The sequence below is a fragment of the Flavobacterium sp. 1 genome (assembly GCF_002797935.1).
Classification (GTDB): domain Bacteria; phylum Bacteroidota; class Bacteroidia; order Flavobacteriales; family Flavobacteriaceae; genus Flavobacterium.
Genome location: NZ_PGER01000001.1, coordinates 3,231,904 through 3,254,036 on the forward strand (window position 1 = coordinate 3,231,904; position 22,133 = coordinate 3,254,036).

Consider the following 22,133-nt stretch of genomic DNA (forward strand, 5'->3'; position numbering starts at 1 on the left):
GATTATAGACGGTCACTCAGATTCACGCTCTGGCATTCTGATTAAAATACTGCAGAATTTGTTTTGGTGCTGTGATAACTTCTCTGCGAATGTGATCAAACCATTCTACTTCTTTAATAACTTCTGCACAGCATTCGTTTTTTGAATTAAAAAAGCAGCTTTTAATTTTGATTTTGTCATCTATACAGCAATTTTCTATTTTGACAAAAAACGGTTCGGTAAACATCAGATTTTTATAACAAACCAATTCATGGTTTCCCTCTTGAAAGCCGAGATGCAAAGCGTTGAGTTTTTCTTTTGAAAATCCGTTATCAAACAAAAAACGATACAATAATCGGAGCGTGTATGAAATGTAAGCATCGCTTTCCATTATCATAACATCATTTACATCCTCTCCCGCAACAACATAATTTTTGCAGATCATTTAAATTTAGTTAGGGTTATTTAAAAAAAAGAGGTCAGCCTAATTCAAAACTGACCTCAAAAAGAAAATAATGTTTAATGATTTTCTAAATTCTACAAGGCTGAAATCTGTGGGGAATTGTCATTTTGCTAATATAAAATTGTAGGCAATTTTTACTTTGTCTGCGATTTTTTTACTCACCACGCTCGGAATATCAATATCAAAATCTTCGGGTTTTACTTCAAATGAACCAACAGCATTAACTCCGTTGGCCGTTTTCGAAATTTTTACAATTACTGATACCAGTTTTGTTTTTCCGTGAACGGTAAGATCTCCTTTTAAAGTAAAATTTTTAGATCCATTTGTAATTTCAGAAATATCAAAATCTTCTATTTTACCTTTGAAAGTGGCTTTCGAAAACTTTTCAGATTCCATGTAATTTTCGTTGAAATGTTCCTCCATTAAAGCAACCTTAAACCGGAAGCCTTTTATAAGAACCAAAGCGGCGAAATCTCCGGTAGACTGCTCTAAAACTGCAGACACGCTTTTATTTTCAGCACCAACTTCTTCATACGAAGGCATAGAAGCCTGAAATTTTATACTGCCTGTTTTTGTTATCAGCTTTTGCGCAAATCCATCAGTATTTACAGCCATAATCAGCAGTAATACAAAGAAATTGATAAATGATTTTTTCATAATAATTAATTCTCTTTAAGTCCGTCAGTATTCCATTTTACAATTAAATCGATATTTACCTGAGACATTCTTCCTCCTTGTGGCATCAGTCCCTGCTGACCGCTTTGCAGCTGAATTCGGCCTAACAAACCAGCACTTTCAACCGCTGTTTTAACCTCAGCATAGGTCGTTAAAGGTCTGAAAGATGCAGATCTTCCGCTTGAATGGCAGCTCACACAATTACCATCAATAATTGATTTTACATTTTTAGTATAGCTAATTGTGGTGGTGGTGGTTCCTGTTCCTGGAGTAGTAGTTGTCGGCGTGGAGACATCTTGATATGTATCAGAATTACTGCAGCTTGCAAGTGAAGCTAGTAAAATTGTAAGTGCAATTGTTTTTTTCATAAAATTTGTTATTTATAGTTATTAAAATACTCTGTATAAGTTAAATCCAAAAAAGAAATCTCCTTTACCCCACTCACCAGATGCATTTGTAAGATAACCGCTCTCACTCATGGATTGTGAATTGGTAAATATTAGCTGAAAAACATGTCCTCCAGTTTCTATATCAAGACCTACTGACAATGGGTTTTCATAAAAGTTCGGTTTATCAAAATTGTGCATATATTCTAAATTGACAGATAATCTTTTGGTGATTTTATAACGTCCGCCTCCTCCAAAAGAAAACTGATTATCATTTTCTAAATCAGGATTATAAAGATTTTTATGTATAAATGACGGCACCAGTTCCAAGGATAGTTTTTGAGTAATTTTCCTTGAAATCAACAGCTGCTGTACGTATGTCATGCGATGCTTAGATTCTAAGCCGGGATATTGATCCTTTTCTAAAAATGTATTAATATCCGCAACACTGTACCCAACAATGTCTAGCGGAAAACTATCGCCTTGTCTCATCATTCGGTATTTCAGTCCGGTCTCATACATTTTGTTTAATGTATGTCTGGAAAGGCTGACTGATAACCAATCTGTAACTCCATAAATACCGCCAAGTTTTGTAGTAGCGTTATCAAGACCAAAAAAACTGTCTAAACCATCTTTAACAGTGCCAAAACGATGCGAGACCACAAAATAGAACTCTTTTTTCGCAGGCATTTTTGTTGTCTGTAAGGTTACCAGCTGTAAAGCCTTAAAAGTTGCTGTAGAATAGTTTTTTTCTAACTGAGCAGAATCAAGATCCTTAAGCAAGTCATCTTGCGAATATGCCATCGTAGCCAAAAAAAGGCAGACTGGGACTAAAAATTTCTTCATAAATTAATTAATTGTTTAGTTTATTAATAGTGCATTGGTCCAATTTAACCTCTTGAAATAGTTCATCATAACCAATACATTTACCTTTAACAGTTACTTTATTATTTATAAGGCTGTCTTTTATTTTTTGAGTGAACAGACAAAAAACAGCATTATCAAGAATGACTACATAGTCTGTTTCTTTTGTTACTTTACCTGTTATTTCAATAGTTTTATTGAGATATAATGAATCTGCTTTTTTTTGATTTGAATTATAATCGTAGAGTAATTTTGTTGTTGCTATACTAAAATCTGGCATTTCAGATTCTATATTACGCGCTTCCTTAAAGACAACTCCGTAGTAAAAATAAATACCAGCAGATGCCACTAATAATAAGCCTACAATTACGAATGCTATTCTTTTTGTTTTCATTTTTTTATTCTTTTGATAGGGTTCAATTCTAAAACAGCTTTGGTACAGATTACCCTACCAAAGAATTATTTATTTTGTAAAAAAATAAAGAAGAAATTAGGAGAAAGATTGATCAATGAAAAATTTTGAAGTAGTATAACAGAATCTTTCCTTTTATTATTTCAAATTAGTTCAACAGAACATTGAACTAATTTGAAATACATCATGGTATTTTATGAAATTATCAGCAGTTTATATCGCAAGCGGCATATCTTTTACCGGTACCGGCCAAACTCCTGGGCTAGGAAAACTAATTCCTTTATTTGCACCTCTAACACTTGCATCTTGTCCAAAATAATAAAGTGGCCAACCATTGTAAGTCAGTTGAGATTTACCAAATACTGTAATAACACTAAATTTAGATTTGTCAAGAGTAGAAGGAACAACAATTTTATCGGTTTCATATATTGGCCAAACAGCATTGTTTGAAAAATCTGCTTTTGTGAAATTATTCTTGTTGAAATTATCATTTTTGAAAGCATAAAGCGTTAGCCCTTTAGCATCTGTAAAGTAAGTAGTCAAACCATCTCCAACAGTGTAATCAGATTTGTAATTTTTTCCGTCATGTCCTAAAAGCTGACTTTTTACAATCATAATAGAATAATCTGGTTTTGCAACAAACCAAACACCACCAACTCCGTCTCCTGTCGTTTTGCCGGCAGCTTCTGCTGTATTGGTTCCGTTTACACTTGGCGCATAATAGTACAATGGCCATCCTTTATAGGTTACTTGTTTTTTACCAGATGTTGTGGTTATGGTAGCAAAGTCTGAAAATGTTAATCCTGTACCTAATTTATCAGCGGTTAGATTATCTAAATAAAATGGAGGCCAAACCAGTTCACATCCTCCCGTACAGGTTACTTGGTTTTTAGCATCTGTTGAAAAAAAGTATAAAGATCTTCCATCCTTATCTGAAAGATAAGAGCCTAATGTAGTACTTGTAGAAAGTGAAATTTCTTTTTTTGCTTCTGGAGTTGGAGTTTCATTATCCTTGTCACTACTACAGCTTAATAAAAATGTTGTTGCTGCAAAAGCAACTAAAGCGAGTTTAATTTGTTTTAATTTCATGGTTTTTTTAATTTAGTTTGTATCGAAATGGAAAAAATATACATTACCAGTATTGGTAAATTCATTTATTGTAATAATTGTATCGGGGGGAATTTGTGCTAACTTTTTATGAGCATTTTCTTCAATAATCAGATCTTTATTTTTACGAACTGTTATAAAAAAAGTTGACCTCATGGCCAAGTATCAAGTTTTTTAAGGAAGTCATTTTTTGTCTTTTAATAGGATTCAACAGTAAAACAGCTTTAATGCAGATTACCCTACCAAAGAATTGTTATTTTATAAAAAAAATAAAAAGGAGGACAAGATTTTTTTCAAACCTCGTATAAGCAGTGTTAGAATGAAACTCTAAAACTCATGTTTGGAGTTCTTTGCAGTGAGAATGTTTCTACATCCTCTATAGAATTTGTTAAAGAACTTATTCTATAATATTCGTTGATTTCATTTTTCCTGTTTAGGATATTTAAGATAGAAATACCTAATTTGCATTGAATTCCATTTGCAGTTTCCCATTTGTAAGTAGAGGAAAGATTAAGTTGTGCAAAAATATTTAAATTGGTATTGTTCGGTTTATTGTAAACCAGCACTGGATTAGAAAGGTCGATTTGGTTACTGGCTGGAGAGGTTTTTGGTCTGCCTGAAGTCCATTTTGTTCCCAAAGCAATTTTGAAATTGTTTTTCTCATAAATTCCTGCCCATGATAAAGTATGAATTAATTCAAAGTTGTTTGGGAAAATTGGGTATTCATAATTGGAGAAATCATAACTGTTGTCATTATAGGTATAACTTAACCAAGTCAGAAAGTGATTCATTTTTTTTTGAATCAGAATTTCTGTTCCCAAAATTTCATAATCGCCAGTTGTTCGGATAAACTCTAATTGATTCTGAAAACCTTGGCTGGAAGTTGTAATTCCGTTTACTTTTTTATAAAAATTTTCTATATCCAAGAGCCAATCATTCTTTTTATAGAATAAATTTAAAGATATCTGTTTACTTTTTTGAATTGGAATTGTGGTGTTATCTGATAAAACCCAACGCCTTTTTTCAATTCCAAAATAATCTTTCTGCAAATAAATGATTTGCTGCGAATTTTGGCTTTTTAACTCGCCCAGCAGTTCTACATTCAGACTTTTACTGATGCCATAGCTAAACTGCATTCGCGGTTCTACACTATATTTATTAAATTTTTCAATATAATTGATCCGCGTTCCTGCCTTAAAATATATTCTGGAAATGGTGTCATTGTATTTCCCTTCCAAAATTAAGGCATGTGTTCTCAGCACGTCTTTAACTTTACGATAGAAATCAGGATTCCTTACCTGCTCTAAATTAGTAATACCTATTTCATTAAACTGATAACCATCATTAAAACTGAATTTTGAACTAATACTATGATTATTTTCTAAATTAATTCCATTATTGTCAACTGTATTTTCCTGAATAACAATTTGATTCCCGAAAGTAGTTTTCTGGTTCGCCAAAAGCTCATAGGAAGAATTATAAACATTAATTTTGGTAGTATTGAAGCTGTTCCAGTTTCGTTTCCATGATAAATTTCCCCCATAATTTTGTTGACGTAAAACATTGTTTTCTGATTTGACCATGCTATAGTAAGTAGCACTTTGAAAGACTTTTAGGTTGTCTTTTATGGTTATTAAATCCAATATTAGTTGATCTTTGAGTCCTATTTTTTGAATATATTTAATGGTGACATCATAGAAATCAAATTTTTTATCGCTTTGATAATCAATATGGTTATTTTGAGAAAAATCAGTAATCGTGGTGTTTTGAAATACTTTATTAAAATATTCTTTATACGTGGGAGTTTCTAGAAAATCAGTAATGGATTTTCGACCTGAAATTTCGATATAACTCTTTTTTGAGAGATTGTATTTCGCATAAATATCAACATTAATCATATTGATTCCTGCACTAAGAGTGTTTTTTTCTGCTGTTTCCGGAGTAGAAGAAATAGCCACTACGCTGGAAACGCTTTCTCCGTAAAAAGCAGAACTCCCGTTTTTATAAATAGAAATGGTATGTGCCAAATTGGGATTAAAAACCGATATTAAACCAAAAAAATGTCCCGTTTGAAACATTCGTATTCCATTCCATAAAAACAAATTTTGGTCGTGTGTACCTCCGCGTACATTGATGCTCGACACGCTTTCGTCAATGCTGTTTACGCCGGGAATCTGCTGCATTGTCTGCAAAGCATCAGGCTCAATAAGTCCTGGCAGAATACCAAACTTCTTGGGTTTAATTTCAAATGATCCGTCTTTGTTTTTTGAAATTCCCGAAGCCAAAATAGCACTGGCTTTAATCTCTTCAAGTTCTGTAATTTCAGGCTCTAATATTATTTCGAGACAATTTTTAGAGTCTTGATTACCCGCAACAATTCTTTGTGTTATAAATCCGACGTGACTAATCAGAAAAATAGCCGCATCCCTTTTTTTAAATTCAAAATAACCATTTGAATCAGTTGTTATCTGCATTTTGTTAACTAAACTAATGTTTGCGTTTTCAATAGGTTTTTTATCCGCAGAAAAAACGTAACCGCAAATTAGTTGGGATTCATTATCTTTTTTATAAATATTAATAAATTGGTTTCCTATATTTTCAAAAGATAAATTGGTTTTTTTTTCAAGATATTGCAGTTTTTGATCTAAAGAAAGTGACCTCTTTGGAGGGTTTAACAACAGTCCGGCAATATTATCTTCGGTGTAATTAAAACTAACCTGATGCTGTTGCTCAATATCAATTATGATTTTTTTAAAAGGCATAACTTTTTCTTTGTCCTGAGCAAAAAGATTCAGGACAAGAAAAAATGTAAAAAACAAAAAATGAAATTGTTTGGGGCGCAACATTTATTTTTCGTCAAAAATTATTTTATTCTTTGAAACTTTTTTGGCCTCCAAATGGTAGGTTGTACTAATAATCTGCAGGGCAACATCAAGATCTTTGGCAGGCAGTTTACCCGTAAATAAGGAAATTGTATCTTTTGCATTCAACTCAATCGTAACGTTATACTGTCTTTGAACTTCGTCTAGCAGGGATTTAATATTTTCTTTATAAAAACATATTTGATTGTCCATCCATTCTGGCTTCAATGAATTTACCCTCATGTTCACTTGTTTTCCGTTTTCAAAAGTAACGCTTTGTCCATGAGTCAACAAAATTTGAGTGTTGGCATAATTTACTTTTACACGGCCTTCATAACACACTACATCAAACCTGTTTTTTCGGGCTTTCACGTTAAATTGAGTTCCCAAAACCGATACCTTTCCAAGGCTTGTCTGCACTTCAAAACGTCTGCCTTTGGATACCCTGAAATAAGCTTCCCCTTTTAGTTCAAGACGTCTGTTGCTGTTCCAATTCCATTTTTTATAGTTTATTTCAGAATCGGAATTTAGCACCACTTCAGAATTATCAGGTAGTAAAAAAGTGGTTTTTTCTCCAAAATCTGCCGTTTGGGTTTGTGGTACAAAATTTTTGACCGCAAAAGTAATTCCAAGAGCTAAAACAAAGATGGCGGCTACTCGAAACATCCATTTTTTGTATAAGGGAACCACCTTTGGAGTCGTTTTTTTCTGTTTAAGAATGTTCGCCAGCATGGAGTTTTCATCCAAATCATCCACTTCTAAATGATCAGTATAATTTTTTATTTTTTGGTATTTTTCAAAATCGGGACTTGCTTCAAATGCAGCTAATTCATCCTCCGACAAATCATTGTTGAGCCATTTAGCTAATAAGCGATTTTCTTTCATTGTACTGTTATTATATCATTAAAACAATTGGAACTCAATTTACCCTACTTTTATAAATCAATTTCTTTACGTAAACTTAACAAAGCCAAATGAATGCGTTTCTCCACTGCCTTTACGCTAAGGTTTAAATCCAAAGCAATTTCGCTGTACTTTTTTCCGTCAATCCGATGCATCAAAAAGGCAACACGCTGTTTTTCGCTTAAATTCTCAATAGCTTTCAAAAGTTTGGCTTGAAATTGTTTTTCTTCCAAAAGATATTCTGGATTTTCATTTGTTTTATCTAAACCCGTAAAGTTTTTTTCATATCTCAAAACAACTTTTTGATGTGCAATTTCATTAAGACTGCTATTATTTGCAATAGTATAAATATATGATTTTGCTTTTTCCAGCGGCACTGAACCGCAGTTTTGCCAAAGTTTCACAAATGCTTCCTGTGCTAAATCATCTGCTTGGTCTTTATTGCCAAATTTGTAAAAAAGAAAATTTCGAAGTGCTTTTATCTGACTTTTAAAAAAAGATGAAAAGATTATTTCGTCACAAGTGTTTGATTGGGTTGTATTTGGCATTTATATTTTCAATTTATCCAATGCAAAAGTATTTGTTTTTAATTTAAGTAGGGTAAAAACAAGACTGATTGTTTTATATAAGTCTGAAATGTTTTTTATTTTCTTGTGATAATTAGGTATAAAAAAACAAAACCGAAAACCTTGATGCTGAATTTAAACGAAAAACAGTTTCTTTAAATTTTATTACCTTTGTAAAAATATAAATATGTTCCCTATAAAAAAATATTTATCAATAGCATTTTTCCTGTTCTTATTGTCTTGCCAAAGTGAAATGGAAGAGCAAGACGATCATACACAGGAAACGGTTACAAATGTCTCTCCTCTTACTACCTATCTGCAAAGAGTTGCAATGGTCAAAACAGTGCAGGATAATGTAATCGACAAGTCCAATTATTGTACCATAAAACTCCCTTATACCGTCACTGTCAATAATGTAAACATTGCCGTAAATACTGTTGCCGATTATCAAAAAGTAGAAGATAATATCAACGCAAATGCTTGGGATAACGATATTGTAAAAATAGATTTTCCCGTAACGATGGTTTACTATAATTACTACGAAAAACTTATTCCGGATGAAGCTGATTTTAATTCCTTAATCGATTATTGGAATCTTTACCCTGATCTTTTGTCTAAAATAAATGGGTTAAACATCAATTATCCAATAACAATTAATGTCTATAACAGTGCGAATCAAATAGCAAGTTCGGTATCCATTATAAGCGATCAGGCCTTTTTTTATTTTATAAAAAACTTAAACGACAGTCAGTATATTTCTTTGAAATATCCAATTTCCATAACGGATTACAATTATCAGACAAAATCAATTACAAATAATTCCGATTTTGAAAATGCCATCAAATATGCTATTGATTACTGCCCGGAAAACAACATTGCATCTCTGGATTTTACAGAAACAATAACAAAAGGGTCTTGGATCATCCCTTATTTTTTTGATGATTCAGAAAAAACTTCATCGTACAGCGGTTATTCATTTGTCTTCAAAAGTGATAAATCGATAGTTGCTTCCAAAGGAGCAATTACTGAAATGGGACAATGGGAAAGTGAAATATGGAATGGCGTAGGAAAACTAAAAATAAATTTCAGTTCAGAATTACTGAGTAAACTGAATACAAATTGGGAATTATTTGAGTTTAATAATTCCCAAATACGATTACGCGATGTAAGTAACAGCACAAATTATCTTTATTTTGAAAAAAAATAAATTCTGACATAAGCAAGTAATTTAAAATGATAATTCTATGCTTGGATGCAATAGAATCTTTTGTCAGAGGATTTAAAGATTTCAAGTAAATTTAAATCCTCTTAATTTTTATAATTTCATTGACTAAAACGATCCACCCCTAAATAATCTTCTTAACTTCTGGGATTAAAAATACAAAAAAACTGAAGGCTTTGAGATTTTTGTTTGATGGCTATTTAGGAAAATTAGGGATTTGATATGCATAAAAAAGGCAAAATACTTTAAAGTATTTTGCCTTTTTTTGACCCACTTGGCACAGAATTCGAACCTTTTACTAGAAGACTTAAAGATTTTAGATTGCTTTAAAGGATGATACAATAAGTTTAATTACTGCATAAATATTATATGTTAAAGATCTGCTCCAAGTGAACAGGATAATTTTCTAAATCCTTGGCAATATCTCCATCCTTGTATATATCAAAACAATTATAGTCTGGTAAAATTTCAACTCCACAAAAACGATAATTGCTTGTAATATGTATAAAAAAATCAGCCGTACTTCGTCCTTGAAATAAAATCTGATTTGGGTTGTCAAAAGCTGCTGCCGGAGCATTCCAAGTGGCGCTAATCATAAACTTTTTACCCTGTAAGTTTCCTCCAGTTCCATATTGTCTCGATGGATCTTCTCTTGTCCGCCCATCGTCAGCAAGAAATTTTTGACTTCTTCCTCCGCTATTGAAAACGTCATCAATATATTTTTTGTAAATCCACGGCGCACTGAACCAGTTTACTGGAGTTTGCAGGATTATAATGTCCGCTTGCAAGTGTTTTTCTACCTCTTCATCAGCGTCATATCCATCTTCAACTTTTGTTTCTAAAATTTCATAATTGTTTTCTTCAAAATATGTTTTTGCTATTTGATGAAAAGAAGCATTTAGAGTTCCCTCACTCCAATTTGGATAACTTAGATGCGTATTAATAAGCAATACTTTTTTCTGTTGATTCATTGTAATTTATTTTATTATTTTAATAGATAAAAATTATAGTTTAAATACCTTTTTTAAATAGGCAGGATAATTTTCTAAATCTTCCTTAATGTGTTTGTTATGAAAAACGTCGTAACAATAATGTCCTGGAACTACTGTAAATCCAACAAATAAATAATTTGCAGCTACGTTAAACAAAGCATCATCTGCACTTTTTCCTTTCCAAAGTGGTTGTTTTTGGTTATTAAAACTTTCTTCTGGTGCATTCCAAGTAGCGGAAAGTAAAAACTTTTTACCCTGCATTTTCCCGCCAGTCCCGTATTGCTTGGCTGGGTCTTTTTCAGAACGTCCATCACCGGAAAGGAATTTTTGGCTTCGCATTGCACTGGTAAAAACTTCGTCAACATACTTTTTGTAAATCCAAGGTGTATTTTCCCAGTTTACTGGTGTTTGCAATACTATAATATCGGCTTGCATGTGCTTCTCTACTTCTTCGTCAACATTATAACCAGCCTCAATTTTAGTTTCTAAAACTTTAAAGTTTTGTGAAAGAAAGAATTCTCTAGCTTTATCATAAAAAGCTTTATTGAGTTTTCCTTCAGATAAACCCGGATAAGTGAGGTGTGCATTGATAAGTAATACTGTTTTGGGTTTTATCACTTCTTTTGTTGTTGTTTGCGCAATTGTTTTTGTTCCGATTGATAATAAGGTTATCAGGGTCAGAAAAATTATTTTTATTTTCATCGATAATTAAATTAGGAGACAAAGGTATAGGCTAAGAAAAAAATTGACAGATACATTCTACCAGTAAAAAAGAAACAAATCATTTATAAAAAAAAAACGCTTTTACAAATGTGTCTTTATATTAAAAATTGAGATACTATTTTTTTTGCTTGTAAATGGTATTTTTTTGGTGTAATGCCCATCTGTTTTTTGAAAAATTTTGAAAAATAGTTCGGATATTCAAAACCAAGAGCATAGGCTATTTCGGTTGTGTTTAAATCACTTCTTTTCTCAAGCATTTCCTTGGCTTTAGCTATCACAAACTCATGTATGTTTTCAATTGCAGATTTATAAGTGAAGTGCTTAATAATGTCTCCCAAATAGTTTGGCGTTAAACCTAGTTTATCTGCAAAATATTGAACTGTAGGCATCTGATTAATCGGCTGATTATAATAATTCATAAGCAGTTGCTGAAATTCGGATATAATGGGACTATACTGCACAGGATTTGAGGAAAATTGTCTTTTATAAAATGATTCAACCAATGACACCAAAACGTGAACATAAGAAATTAGCACTACGAAATTCTCTTTCTCACTGTTGTAGTATTTTAGCATTAAATCAAAAATTGTCCTGATTTCCTCCTCTTCTTTTTTAATTAATAACAAAGGCTCGTGTTTTCCATAGTTGTAATAATTTTTGAATAGAAACCGATTCTCTTCGATTAATTTCTTCGAAAATTGCAGATATATTCCGTTAAATGTTGGCTCTATGTCCCAACCGTTTGACAGGTCGGGACTATTGAAGAAAAGAGCCGTTACAGGTTTTACGTTATTAGGATTAAAACCCGAAACACTTTTATCAATGAAATTGCTTTTGATGGAGATTCGGTAAAAGTCAATAGATACAGGTTCTGATTTTAAACGCATTTTAGGAACATCGTAATACCCAATGTCAATATTATCGTCTAATGGTTTTGGTAAACCTATGTATTTATTGAATGCTTCAATGCTTTTAAACAATGTCATTTAGATTAATTTATTTTGTTATTCGTCAAATCCCAAAGATGAAGATAGATCACGGTAAGCATCAGCTTGTTCTTGTAATTCTTTTATTTTTCTTTCTGTTTCCGCAATACAGTCTGCACCAGCCATCCAACGTTTTGGAGGCACGTTTTCACTGGCAATTTTAAGCAATGCTGCAGCCAATTTAGCAGGGTCTCCGCCTTGTGTACCACTCACACTTTCCCAACCCGGGCGAAGCATAGATGTACGTTCTGCATAATCCGCTATTACATTTTCAGACCATGTTGTTGAAGATGGTTCCAATAAATTAGTTCTAAAAAAACCCGGGTTTACAATAGTCGTATTGATCCCAAATGGAGCCACTTCCAACTGTAAAGATTCCATCCAGCCTTCTAATGCAAATTTAGAAGTAGCATAGGCAGTACAAAGTTCATAGCCAACCAATCCCGCAGTAGATGAAATTGTTATAATGTGCCCTGATTTATTTTTTCTGAAAATTGGCAAAACTGCCCTTGTTACATTCATTGGACCAAATAAATTAGTCGAGATTTGACGTTCTATCTGCTCCTGGCTAAACTGCTCAAAAAAACCGGCATAGAAACTACCAGCATTGTTAACCAACACATCGATTGTTCCAAACTTCTCAATTGCAGCATTTATACCAACACTAATTTCTTGTGGATTTGTAACGTCCAGCTGAACCACCAATAAATTTTCGGAAGTGTCAGCAAATGCTTTTGTTACTTTACTTAAATTTCTGCCTGTTGCAATAACTTTGTTACCAGCAGCAAGTGCGGCTTTAGCAATTTCCAACCCTATTCCGCTGCTTGCACCGGTTATTAACCAAACTTTATTTTCTTTCATTGTGTTATGTTTTAAATTCATGACAAAGATAGAAGTTGGCTATTGTGGCAACGGAAACAGATTACCAATAAAAAAGAAACAAATTACTGATAAAAGAAAAACGGCTGTTTTTGTCAACCGTTTTTTTAATTACTTTTTATTTTATAAATTCAAATTTACCCTCTCTGGCTATTGAACCTCTTTTTCCTCTTGCTTTTTCATCAGCATAAGTTACAAAGGCATTTACTTTTTTGTCTTTTGTGTTTATGACTACGCTTATTACGTAACCATTTTCTTCAACCCAATTCAAAAAATGCAAGTGATCTGTCAATTTTTCATAGCTGAATTTTTCATCTCCCTCGGTAATTTCTCCTTTGCTGTTAGTTGTTTTCCAATGCATTGTACTGTCTGAAGCATAGCTTATTTCGGCTTTCATATCTGGAAATGTTGAGATTCCTTTTTTGCCAATTAAAGCATAGTCTTTAGCATCCGCAGTTTCAGTTGTTGTGCATTTTTCTTGTTGTTGATTATTACCACAAGAGGCAAACAATCCACTTAAAATTAGTAGTGTTCCAATTTTTTTCATTCTTTTCATTTTTTTTAATTATTAAATTTACTCACAGAAAGTCATCTGCATTGCATTCATCCTACCGCCATGTACCTGGAGTTTCAAGAATTCAGTTTCTAATTCCTGAAATTCGGATGCTGATAATTGAACATCGTAAGCACCTAAATTTTCATTTAAATGTGGAATATTTCTTGTACCGGGAATTGGAACAATGAATGTTTTTTTTGCCATTAACCAAGCAAGTGCAATTTGGGATGATGTTGCATTTTTATTTGATGCAAATCGGTTTAGAAGATTCACAATTGGCATATTAGCTGCCAGGCTTTCAGGAGTGAAACGGTCAAATGCCGAACGTAAATCCAGTTTAGTGTCAAAAGGAGTCTGTGCATTTAGCTTTCCTGTCAGATAACCCATTCCAAGCGGTCCCCACGGAACAAAACCAATTCCTAATTCTTCGCAAATATCTAAAACTCCATTTTTCTCAACACTGCGCTCCATAAAGGAATACTCGGACTGAATGGCAGAAACAGGCTGTACCGAATGTGCTTTCCGAATGGTTGTGGTATTGGCTTCAGACAAACCAAAGTGCAAAACTTTCCCTTCGTTTATTAAATCTTTTACTGCACCTGCCACATCTTCGATAGGTACATTCGGGTCAACTCTGTGTTGGTATAAAAGATCAATACGATCGGTTCTAAGACGCTTCAATGATTCTTCAACTACTTTCCTGATATGCTCTGGCCTGCTATTTAAGGTAATTTGAGAAGCACCAATTTGAAAACCGAATTTTGTGGCAACAGCTACTTTATCGCGGAAAGGCGCCAGAGCTTCTCCAACTAACGCTTCATTTGTATATGGCCCGTAAACTTCAGCAGTATCAAAAAATGTAACTCCTTTTTCATAGGCTTTACGAATGGTTTTAATACCTTCTTCCGGTTTTGCAGGCGAACCATAATTGGCACTGATGCTCATACATCCGGCACCCAATGCTGATACTTTCAATTTTCCGAGATTTCTCGTAGTCATTTTTTCTTTTTTATCGATATCAACTTTATTTATTTCTAAATCGTTTGTCGAAGAAGACATCAGACTTGATGCAAACACTAATCCAATTCCGGCAACTGCATTTTGTTGAATAAATTTTCGTCTTGAATTTCCACTGTCGTTATTCATTTCCTTATTTTCCATTTTGCAATGTTTTAGATTAAACAACAAAAGTAAATACATGAAAAATAAGTGAGGGAAACAGATTACCAATAAAAAAGAAACAAATTACTGATAAAAGAAAAAACGCTTCATTTGAAAGCGTTTACTATTAACCTGAGTTCGATTATTATTTAAAGTTTTTTATTAAGCTGCAGGCGATATTCTTTAGGGCTGAACCCTACCATCTTTTTGAAAAATTTCGAGAAGTAGTTGGGATATTCAAAACCTAACTCGTAAGCAACTTCGGTGTTATTCATTCCTGAATTTTCTAATAATTCTTTAGCTTTTTTGGCAACAAATTCATGGATGCTTTCAATTGCAGATTTTTGAGTAAAGTGTTTAATGATATCACCTAAATAATTAGCTGTCAAACCTAAATTATCTGCAAAGTATTGCACGTTTGGAAGTTGTTTAACAGGTTGATTATAATACTCAATCAAACTTTGTTGAAAATCTGCAACAATCCTGCTGTACTGTTTTGGGTCGGTTGAAAACTGTCTTTTATAAAATGCTTCTACTAAACATATCAATACATTTGCATAAGAAAGCAGAACTCCAAAATCTTTTTTTCCGCCTTCATAATATTTAACCATCAATTCAAAAACAGCACTGATTTCGTGAACTTCGTCTTCTGTTAAATATAAGGCTTCGTGCTGGCCATAATCCAGATAAGTTTTGAATAAGAATCTATTTTCTTCAATAACTTTTTTGGATAATTGTAAATACATCCCGGTATAAGTTGGTTCCGCATCCCATCCCGGTTCGATTACTAAGTTTGGCGTGTTGAAAAACACAGCGGAAAGCAGCTCCGCATTAGGAGTAGATTTACTTCTATACTTAATTTTAATAGATATCCGATAAAAATCGACCGTCATAGGTTCGGACACCAATACGATATTTGGCGGATCATAATATCCCACATCAATGTCATTGTCCAAAGGTTCTGCTAAGCCAATGTATTTATTGAATGATGTAAAATCTTTAAAGTAAATCATTTAGCAAAATTATAAATTCTTAGCTCAATTTAGATTTTTATTTGTTCTTTATCATAAAGATAAATAGATATTTCAAATTAGAGATGCTAACAAAAATTAAGCAGTAAGTTAAGAAAATAACACCTTCATGTTTAACTTCTTTATATAAATCATTGATATAATGAATTTTCGTACTTATATTAACCATAAAGTAAAAAATAGTAAAGGATTAGAATCAGTAAATCCAATAAATATAAAGATTTAACATCGATCAAAAAAAGTGATTAATTGTTCAAACCAAAAAAAGCCTTCAAAATCAACAACTTTAAAGGCTTTTTCAAATTAATGGTGCCCTTGACGGTACAGAATTCGAACCACTTGTTAGAAGATTTAAAGATTTTAAATGAAGCTTAAAGAGATATACATGGTTTTCATTTTGTCCTATGATTCAAAACTCTTATGGACTACGATAATTACTAGTAAAAGGAGATCCATACGGGACTGTTTACGAACCATTTCATGCATGATTTAAAGAAACTTGCTTCAAAGTAGTTATTGTTGTCAGTAATCCAAATTGAAAAAATCATGTATTATGATTTTTTTAAAACTCAAATAACAGCCGCTAAATAATGCCTTCTTTGTGAACTAATTCAATTATAACATTATACAACTCTTCTGACTCGAAAGGTTTGGATAAATACCTGTCTATTCCTTCAGAAGAACAAGCTTCGATAATAGAACCTGTCACAACTGCTGTTAATGCTACAATTGGAATGTTTTTTTTAGTCTTATCTTCCAAGTTACGAATAATCGCAGTAGCTTCATATCCATTCATTATTGGCATCATAATATCCATCAAAATAATATCAAAATCTTCCCGAATAACTGCCTCAACTGCTAAACTACCATTATCTACAGTAACACAATCGAAATTAAATTTTGAAAGCACTTTTTGCGCCAAAATTTGATTAATCCGATTATCTTCTACTAAAAGAACTTTAATTTTTCCGCCTCTATTAATAGAAATGGCTGATTTCTCTTTATTTGATATTGATTTTAAAGGAACTGATTTAGAATTTTCTTTAGCAAAAAGTAAGTTTACAGTGAATTTTGTACCAATACCGAGTTTACTTTTCACATGGATTTCGCCATTCATAATATTGATGATTTTCTTGATGATGGTCAATCCTAAACCTGTACCACCATACTTTCTTGCCGTATCATTGCTTACCTGAGTAAATGGATCAAAAATAGTATCTATCTTATCCTGAGGAATTCCTATTCCAGAATCTTTTACTGTCACTTTTATATGATAGAACCCTGCTTCTTCTTTATCAAACTTAATTTTTAATCTAATTTTCCCTTTTTTAGGGGTAAATTTAACGGAATTACTAATTAAATTAAATAATATTTGAGAAACCCGAATAGAATCACCATTAAGTATTGCAGGAACTTTTTTATCGATTAAAATTTTAAAATCTATCTCTTTTGCCTGTGTCTTACTAGAAAAGGTATCATAAATAAGCTGGGTAAGGTTTGATAAATCGAAGGGTTTTTCATAGAGTGCAATTTGTCCTGATTCAATTTTTGCCAAATCCAAAATATCATTAATAATCACGAGAAGAATGTCTCCAGAAATCTTTATATAGTCTAATTGCTTTTTGCTCTCAGCATCTAAAGATAGATTTTTTAACAATAAATCCGTAAAACCCAAAATGCCATTGAGTGGCGTGCGAATTTCATGACTCATACTTGACAAGAATTCATCTCTTGCCATGGCTAATTGTTCAGAACGTTCCTTTTCCTCTACTAATTTTTTATTACTAGTTTCTAACAATTTTTTAGAAACCATAACTGCTTTTAATTCTTCAATATAGGTGTTAAATCCCATACAGAAAACATCTAATTCATCTTGGGCATCTGAAATTGGCAAATAATTAAAAAAATCTCCCGCACAACTATTTGAAATATGTCCAATGATAGCATCAGTCCTTTTCTTTTTAGACTCAATTTTTTCAGCCAAAGAAAGCAATTCTTTATGAACATCCTCTAAACTATTTCCATTTGTATATTGTTCCTGAAACTCGTCTGCATTGATTGAACGAACCAAAACTAATATTTCTTCTAGCTTAGTCATTTAATTTTTCCTTTTTATTGTTTCATTTAATCTAACTAATTTACATCTTTTTTAGGAAAAATCTGTAAACATAGAAACATTTTTAATAACTTACCTTTGTTCGTTTTTTGCTTTTATTTCCATTAGCCATTCAATCGCTTTCTTTTTTTAGTGAAAAAGAAAAAAAACCTATCTAGGTTTTCTTTTTCATGGTGATTAATTCCGATTAATTAAATCTGTTCGTTTTTTTCCTTTAATTCGTTTAGCCAATTAATCGCATCATTTTTTTTTGTAAAACCTTTTAATGGAACTGCGGTTTTTTTCAATATCATAAATGCATTGAGAATAAATCTTGCAATATGCGAATTTAATACTGCCGCACATGCATATAAATGTTCTTGCCCATTTTTTTCGGCATAATCGCGTGCATCTTTACCATACGATTTAATTCCATTAAAATCATAACACCAATATTGCTTTTTGTCATCTGATATCTCATTACGTAAATCAATTATTGCTTTTATGTTTTCAATAGTGCCATCTGTTGGTTTTTTAAATTGAGAATATAGAATATTATCTTCTATCCAAAATTTAATAAAATCATTTTCCACTTCTTTCATATTCAATATTTATTTTTTGATATCTTACTATTATTCAATTATATATTCGAATAGGATTCAATTAATTCTAGGTTATATGTTTCATCTACTTTCAGATAAGCCCATGTAGGAACTGTCAAAGCTAAATATTTTTGCTTTTCAAAATCAGCTGTCAACCCCAAATAAGTAATTTTTTTATTTAGATCGTTTCCTCTTTTTACCATTTGAAACATGGCTTGCTTATATATATGATGAGTATTAATATAATCATAATCTAATCCAACAATCAAAGGACAATAATGATCATCACCAATATGACCAAAAATAACAGCAACTACCTGATTGTTTTCTTTTAGACTAATTTCAATAAATTCCCATTCTTCATATTTAGAAAGAACTTTAGCCATTTTTTTAGGATATTGAAAAAAGTTAAATGAGTAATTAACATTTTTGACGTTTGCAAATAAATCAAAATATTGAACTGCCTTCTCATCTGTTATTTGATTTTTGATTTTGATATCAAATTTATCAAGATGTCTAATAGCATATTGTTTAATGTTATCCCGTTTTTTACTAGATTTTATTAATGCCATTAAATCATTGGTGGTTTCCCATTTAGGATTCTTAATGACATTAGTGTTTGGCATTCGCATTTTAGCATAGCCTTCATCTTCTATAATTTGGCTTAAAAAATTCCCTTCTTCAAAATCTCTAAAAACAACTACAGTCGCATCAATGTCTTTTTTAACTTTTGAAACAAAATCAAATAAATGGCTCACTGATTTTCTCCACTCAGGGTGTTCAATATCTAGATAAATAAAATCCCCTTCAGAAAATAGAGAGCCCATGGCTAATGTTTTTGAGCATAGATAATAAGGATCACTCTTACGCATCTCTTCTATTTGTCTTGATACATTTTCTTGTGCAACTATATCATCTTTATAAATAGCTCCTGTGAAAAATGTGGCCAATACCAATTTACCTTCCAGATCTTTTACTATAATATAATGAAAGCTCCAATTCTCTTCTGGTTTCTCATTATTGGAAAAAATTTCTTCCATAGCCTGCATTGCTGAATGACCAATATTCCCTCTGTCCTTAAACATCAAATCCCAATTCTCAGCATTTATGTCATGTATCGTTATATATTCTTCGACAACTAAGCTCGAATTATTTATTGGATCAATTAGTAAATCATTTTCATTTTTCTGCAAACGGTATCCAAACTCTCTATATACTCTTTCAACACTATCCCCTTCTTCTTCAATAGCCTTGGGCAAATGATACGCCATTGCATCTGTAAGCAAGTCAATATCAGCTTTTGTGTTGTGACGAGTCAATGTAAATCTTAAACCTGATTTATCGTTAGGAACCACCGGAAACATGGCCGTGTTTACATAGATCCCTTCTTGTAAAATACGATGAACAAAATTACGTGTTACTTTATTTAAACCACTTCCAATAAAATAAATAGGGGAATCAGGAGAAGAAATATTCGTGAGATTTTTTTCTTTCAATCTCATATTCATGTAATTCATCAATTCTTTTAATTCTGATTGATAAGTATAAATATCATTGGATAGATGAATTTTTGCAGAAGCTATTGCTGCTCCTGCATTTGCAGGAGATAATGGGTGAGAATAACTTAATGGTCCCCCAAAAACATCTGTTCTTCGATACATTTCAGGATCCGCAAAAATGGCCGTTCCTCCAACACAGCCAAAACCTTTGGCAAGTGTTGATATTAAAACAATACGTTCATTAATTCCCAGTCGATCATAAATATATCCTGCTCCATTTTTTCCATCCCATCCCATTCCATGTGCATCATCAAAATACAAATGTAGTTTCGGGTATTTATCGAGCAATTTTTTTAAAATAGTGGTATCCGGTAAATCGCCATGCATCGAATAAACACCATCTGCCATATACCAAATACGGCTGTATTTATTGTAGTTTTCACGAATCATTTCCTCTAACATTTCATAATTAGAATGTCTGACCATTTTTACTTCTGTGCCTTGTAATTTTGTGTTTTTACAAGGGAATTGCACGCTAAAGTGCACTTGTTGATCGAGTATTATTAAATCATCCGATTTGATAATTGTAGCGATTACAGAAATATGAGCATTTGAAGTTGAAGTATAGCATATAACTTTATTACCATCAAATATTTGAGACATTAATTCCTCTAACTCCTGAATGTATGTGGGACGGATGTACGCTCTGGACATGGATAATTGCGTACCAAATTTCTTTGTCAATTCCATTGAATTGGCTATTAAGTCAGGATGCATTTCTAAGCCCAAATAACCACATGTCCCAAAATTTATTAAATCTCTTCCATTGATAGTAAATTTTTCACCATTAAAACTTTGTTCCTCGGAATTAATATGCATGATTCCTTTTTCCTTCGCAGAGGTCCAAACATTATCAACAACATCTAAGTAATTATTATGGTTTATCTTTGCCAAAATTCGAGATCTATTAAGTTATTAATAGGCTGGAGGAAACCTTTACTTTAATTGTTTCAAATATAAACAATAAAAATACAATTTAAAAATCTGATATTCAGATAAAAACAAATAAAATTGATCAAAAGGCAAATTGACAATACTTTTAAAATAAAAAACTCACTAAAGAATAATCTTATAAATAAAAGACAATTTTATTCCCTTTTTTTACTATCTATAATATTGGTAAACGACCCATCATTTAAGAGACCGACTTTCATATCAGCACCAAAAATTCCAGTTTGAACTTTCTTTCCCAATTCCTTTCCCAACTGTTTTACGAAATTCTCATAAAGCGGAATGGCAATTTCATGTTTTGAAACTTTGATGCAAATTCCAGTGATATTGACCACCCAATTCCAATTTAAAGTGACCCCCTGATTCCGGAGCAAAATGACCACCTCTATTTTTTATTTTTTCATCTGTTAATTAGTATTCAAATATACTTAAAATATTACCCTGATAATTTTCAAATATTCCAGTTTAGGGCAAAAAAAAACTTCTCAATTTCTTGAGAAATTTTGTGACCACGGCAGGGTTCGAACCTGCAACCCTCAGAGTCGAAATCTGATATTCTATCCAGTTGAACTACGCAGTCAAAATAAATTTTAGATTTCTGATTTTACCTTTTAAAATCAGAAATCTATTTTATTTAAGTCAATAATTTTTTTACGATGGTAGAAATAGTTTTTCCTTCGGCAGTTCCGCCTAATTGAGCTGATGCCAATCCCATTACTTTCCCCATAGAAGCTATTCCTGAAGCTCCAGTCTCTGCAATAATTTTTGCAATTACCGCTTCCACTTCAGCTTCGCTTAATTGAGCCGGCAGGAATTTTTCGATTACTGCGATTTGTGCCAATTCTGGTTCTGCTAAATCCAAACGGTTTTGTTCAGTAAAAATTCTAGCGCTTTCTTTGCGGGTTTTAACCAATCTCTGAAGCAGTTTAATTTCATCATCAGCAGATATTTCTTCTTTTGATCCTGAGGCAGTCTGCGCTAATAAAAGTTCGGATTTTATAGCTCTCAATGCTTCTAATGCAACTGTATCTTTGGCTCTCATGGCGGTTTTGATTTCGTCCATGATTTGAATTGATAAACTCATATTATATTTTAGATTTTAGATTCTTGAATTTAGATTTTAGATTTTAACTTTAATCGCTTTCAAATTCTCTTAAAAT

At 32.2% G+C, this 22,133-nt stretch carries 21 protein-coding genes, 1 tRNA gene and 1 pseudogene; 1 reads left to right on the forward strand and 22 read right to left on the reverse strand.

Annotation, left to right across the window (positions count from 1 at the left end):
• Positions 1 to 22 precede the first annotated feature (22 nt).
• The 9 genes from CLU83_RS12875 to CLU83_RS12915 all read right to left on the reverse strand — a co-directional run bounded on the left by CLU83_RS12875 (position 23) and on the right by CLU83_RS12915 (position 8,198).
• Entirely contained in the window at positions 23 to 424 is a 402-nt protein-coding gene (locus CLU83_RS12875) for a hypothetical protein (RefSeq protein WP_100431983.1), read from the reverse strand.
• A 120-nt stretch (positions 425 to 544) separates the two neighbouring features.
• Complete coding sequence (locus CLU83_RS12880) at positions 545 to 1,099, reverse strand: YceI family protein (RefSeq protein ID WP_100431984.1); 555 nt, start codon at positions 1,097 to 1,099, stop codon at positions 545 to 547.
• Positions 1,100 to 1,104: 5 nt separating this feature from the next.
• The gene (locus CLU83_RS12885; protein ID WP_100431985.1) at positions 1,105 to 1,485 is read right to left on the reverse strand and encodes a hypothetical protein; all 381 of its coding nucleotides are present in this window, start codon (positions 1,483 to 1,485) and stop codon (positions 1,105 to 1,107) included.
• A gap of 21 nt (positions 1,486 to 1,506) precedes the next feature.
• Positions 1,507 to 2,349 (reverse strand): DUF5777 family beta-barrel protein, encoded by an 843-nt coding sequence (locus tag CLU83_RS12890; RefSeq protein ID WP_100431986.1) that lies wholly within the window; start codon positions 2,347 to 2,349, stop codon positions 1,507 to 1,509.
• Between the two features lie 7 nt (positions 2,350 to 2,356).
• Positions 2,357 to 2,761 carry a hypothetical protein gene (locus CLU83_RS12895; protein WP_100431987.1) on the reverse strand — a complete coding sequence of 135 codons (405 nt, stop codon included), beginning with the start codon at positions 2,759 to 2,761 and terminating at the stop codon, positions 2,357 to 2,359.
• Between the two features lie 231 nt (positions 2,762 to 2,992).
• Positions 2,993 to 3,868: a hypothetical protein gene (locus CLU83_RS12900; protein ID WP_100431988.1), complete on the reverse strand. Its 876-nt coding sequence runs from the start codon at positions 3,866 to 3,868 to the stop codon at positions 2,993 to 2,995.
• Positions 3,869 to 4,200: 332 nt separating this feature from the next.
• A complete protein-coding gene (locus CLU83_RS12905) occupies positions 4,201 to 6,705 on the reverse strand; it encodes a TonB-dependent receptor (protein ID WP_232727107.1) in 2,505 nt (834 codons plus the stop codon).
• 27 nt (positions 6,706 to 6,732) lie between these two features.
• Positions 6,733 to 7,632 carry a FecR family protein gene (locus tag CLU83_RS12910; protein ID WP_100431990.1) on the reverse strand — a complete coding sequence of 300 codons (900 nt, stop codon included), beginning with the start codon at positions 7,630 to 7,632 and terminating at the stop codon, positions 6,733 to 6,735.
• A gap of 50 nt (positions 7,633 to 7,682) precedes the next feature.
• Positions 7,683 to 8,198, reverse strand: coding sequence for an RNA polymerase sigma factor (locus CLU83_RS12915; RefSeq protein ID WP_100431991.1), 516 nt, complete (start codon positions 8,196 to 8,198; stop codon positions 7,683 to 7,685).
• 205 nt (positions 8,199 to 8,403) lie between these two features.
• Here CLU83_RS12915 and CLU83_RS12920 point away from each other — a divergent pair, with 205 nt between their 5' ends.
• Positions 8,404 to 9,423 carry a hypothetical protein gene (locus CLU83_RS12920; protein WP_100431992.1) on the forward strand — a complete coding sequence of 340 codons (1,020 nt, stop codon included), beginning with the start codon at positions 8,404 to 8,406 and terminating at the stop codon, positions 9,421 to 9,423.
• Between the two features lie 380 nt (positions 9,424 to 9,803).
• On the opposite strand, the gene CLU83_RS12925 is transcribed toward CLU83_RS12920, so the two are convergent.
• The 13 genes and pseudogenes from CLU83_RS12925 to CLU83_RS12985 all read right to left on the reverse strand — a co-directional run bounded on the left by CLU83_RS12925 (position 9,804) and on the right by CLU83_RS12985 (position 22,057).
• The gene (locus tag CLU83_RS12925) at positions 9,804 to 10,409 is read right to left on the reverse strand and encodes an NAD(P)H-dependent oxidoreductase (RefSeq protein WP_100431993.1); all 606 of its coding nucleotides are present in this window, start codon (positions 10,407 to 10,409) and stop codon (positions 9,804 to 9,806) included.
• 33 nt (positions 10,410 to 10,442) lie between these two features.
• On the reverse strand, positions 10,443 to 11,132 hold the full coding sequence (locus tag CLU83_RS12930) for an NAD(P)H-dependent oxidoreductase (RefSeq protein WP_100431994.1): 690 nt from the start codon (positions 11,130 to 11,132) through the stop codon (positions 10,443 to 10,445).
• Positions 11,133 to 11,248: 116 nt separating this feature from the next.
• On the reverse strand, positions 11,249 to 12,139 hold the full coding sequence (locus CLU83_RS12935) for an AraC family transcriptional regulator (RefSeq protein ID WP_100431995.1): 891 nt from the start codon (positions 12,137 to 12,139) through the stop codon (positions 11,249 to 11,251).
• Between the two features lie 18 nt (positions 12,140 to 12,157).
• A complete protein-coding gene (locus CLU83_RS12940) occupies positions 12,158 to 13,000 on the reverse strand; it encodes an SDR family oxidoreductase (protein WP_100431996.1) in 843 nt (280 codons plus the stop codon).
• A 136-nt stretch (positions 13,001 to 13,136) separates the two neighbouring features.
• Positions 13,137 to 13,565, reverse strand: a complete 429-nt coding sequence (locus tag CLU83_RS12945) for a hypothetical protein (protein WP_157802092.1) — start codon at positions 13,563 to 13,565, stop codon at positions 13,137 to 13,139.
• A 27-nt stretch (positions 13,566 to 13,592) separates the two neighbouring features.
• A complete protein-coding gene (locus tag CLU83_RS12950) occupies positions 13,593 to 14,735 on the reverse strand; it encodes an aldo/keto reductase (RefSeq protein WP_198512289.1) in 1,143 nt (380 codons plus the stop codon).
• 149 nt (positions 14,736 to 14,884) lie between these two features.
• Entirely contained in the window at positions 14,885 to 15,748 is an 864-nt protein-coding gene (locus CLU83_RS12955) for an AraC family transcriptional regulator (RefSeq protein WP_100431998.1), read from the reverse strand.
• Between the two features lie 601 nt (positions 15,749 to 16,349).
• A complete protein-coding gene (locus CLU83_RS12960) occupies positions 16,350 to 17,864 on the reverse strand; it encodes an ATP-binding protein (protein ID WP_100431999.1) in 1,515 nt (504 codons plus the stop codon).
• A gap of 209 nt (positions 17,865 to 18,073) precedes the next feature.
• Positions 18,074 to 18,463: a hypothetical protein gene (locus CLU83_RS12965; protein ID WP_100432000.1), complete on the reverse strand. Its 390-nt coding sequence runs from the start codon at positions 18,461 to 18,463 to the stop codon at positions 18,074 to 18,076.
• A 38-nt stretch (positions 18,464 to 18,501) separates the two neighbouring features.
• A complete protein-coding gene (locus tag CLU83_RS12970) occupies positions 18,502 to 20,916 on the reverse strand; it encodes an aminotransferase class I/II-fold pyridoxal phosphate-dependent enzyme (protein WP_157802093.1) in 2,415 nt (804 codons plus the stop codon).
• A gap of 194 nt (positions 20,917 to 21,110) precedes the next feature.
• Positions 21,111 to 21,284 (reverse strand): annotated as a pseudogene (locus CLU83_RS12975) (D-aminoacyl-tRNA deacylase); the annotation flags it as partial.
• A gap of 195 nt (positions 21,285 to 21,479) precedes the next feature.
• A tRNA-Arg gene (locus CLU83_RS12980) sits at positions 21,480 to 21,553 on the reverse strand.
• A 54-nt stretch (positions 21,554 to 21,607) separates the two neighbouring features.
• Positions 21,608 to 22,057 carry a GatB/YqeY domain-containing protein gene (locus CLU83_RS12985; protein ID WP_100432003.1) on the reverse strand — a complete coding sequence of 150 codons (450 nt, stop codon included), beginning with the start codon at positions 22,055 to 22,057 and terminating at the stop codon, positions 21,608 to 21,610.
• Positions 22,058 to 22,133 lie beyond the last annotated feature (76 nt).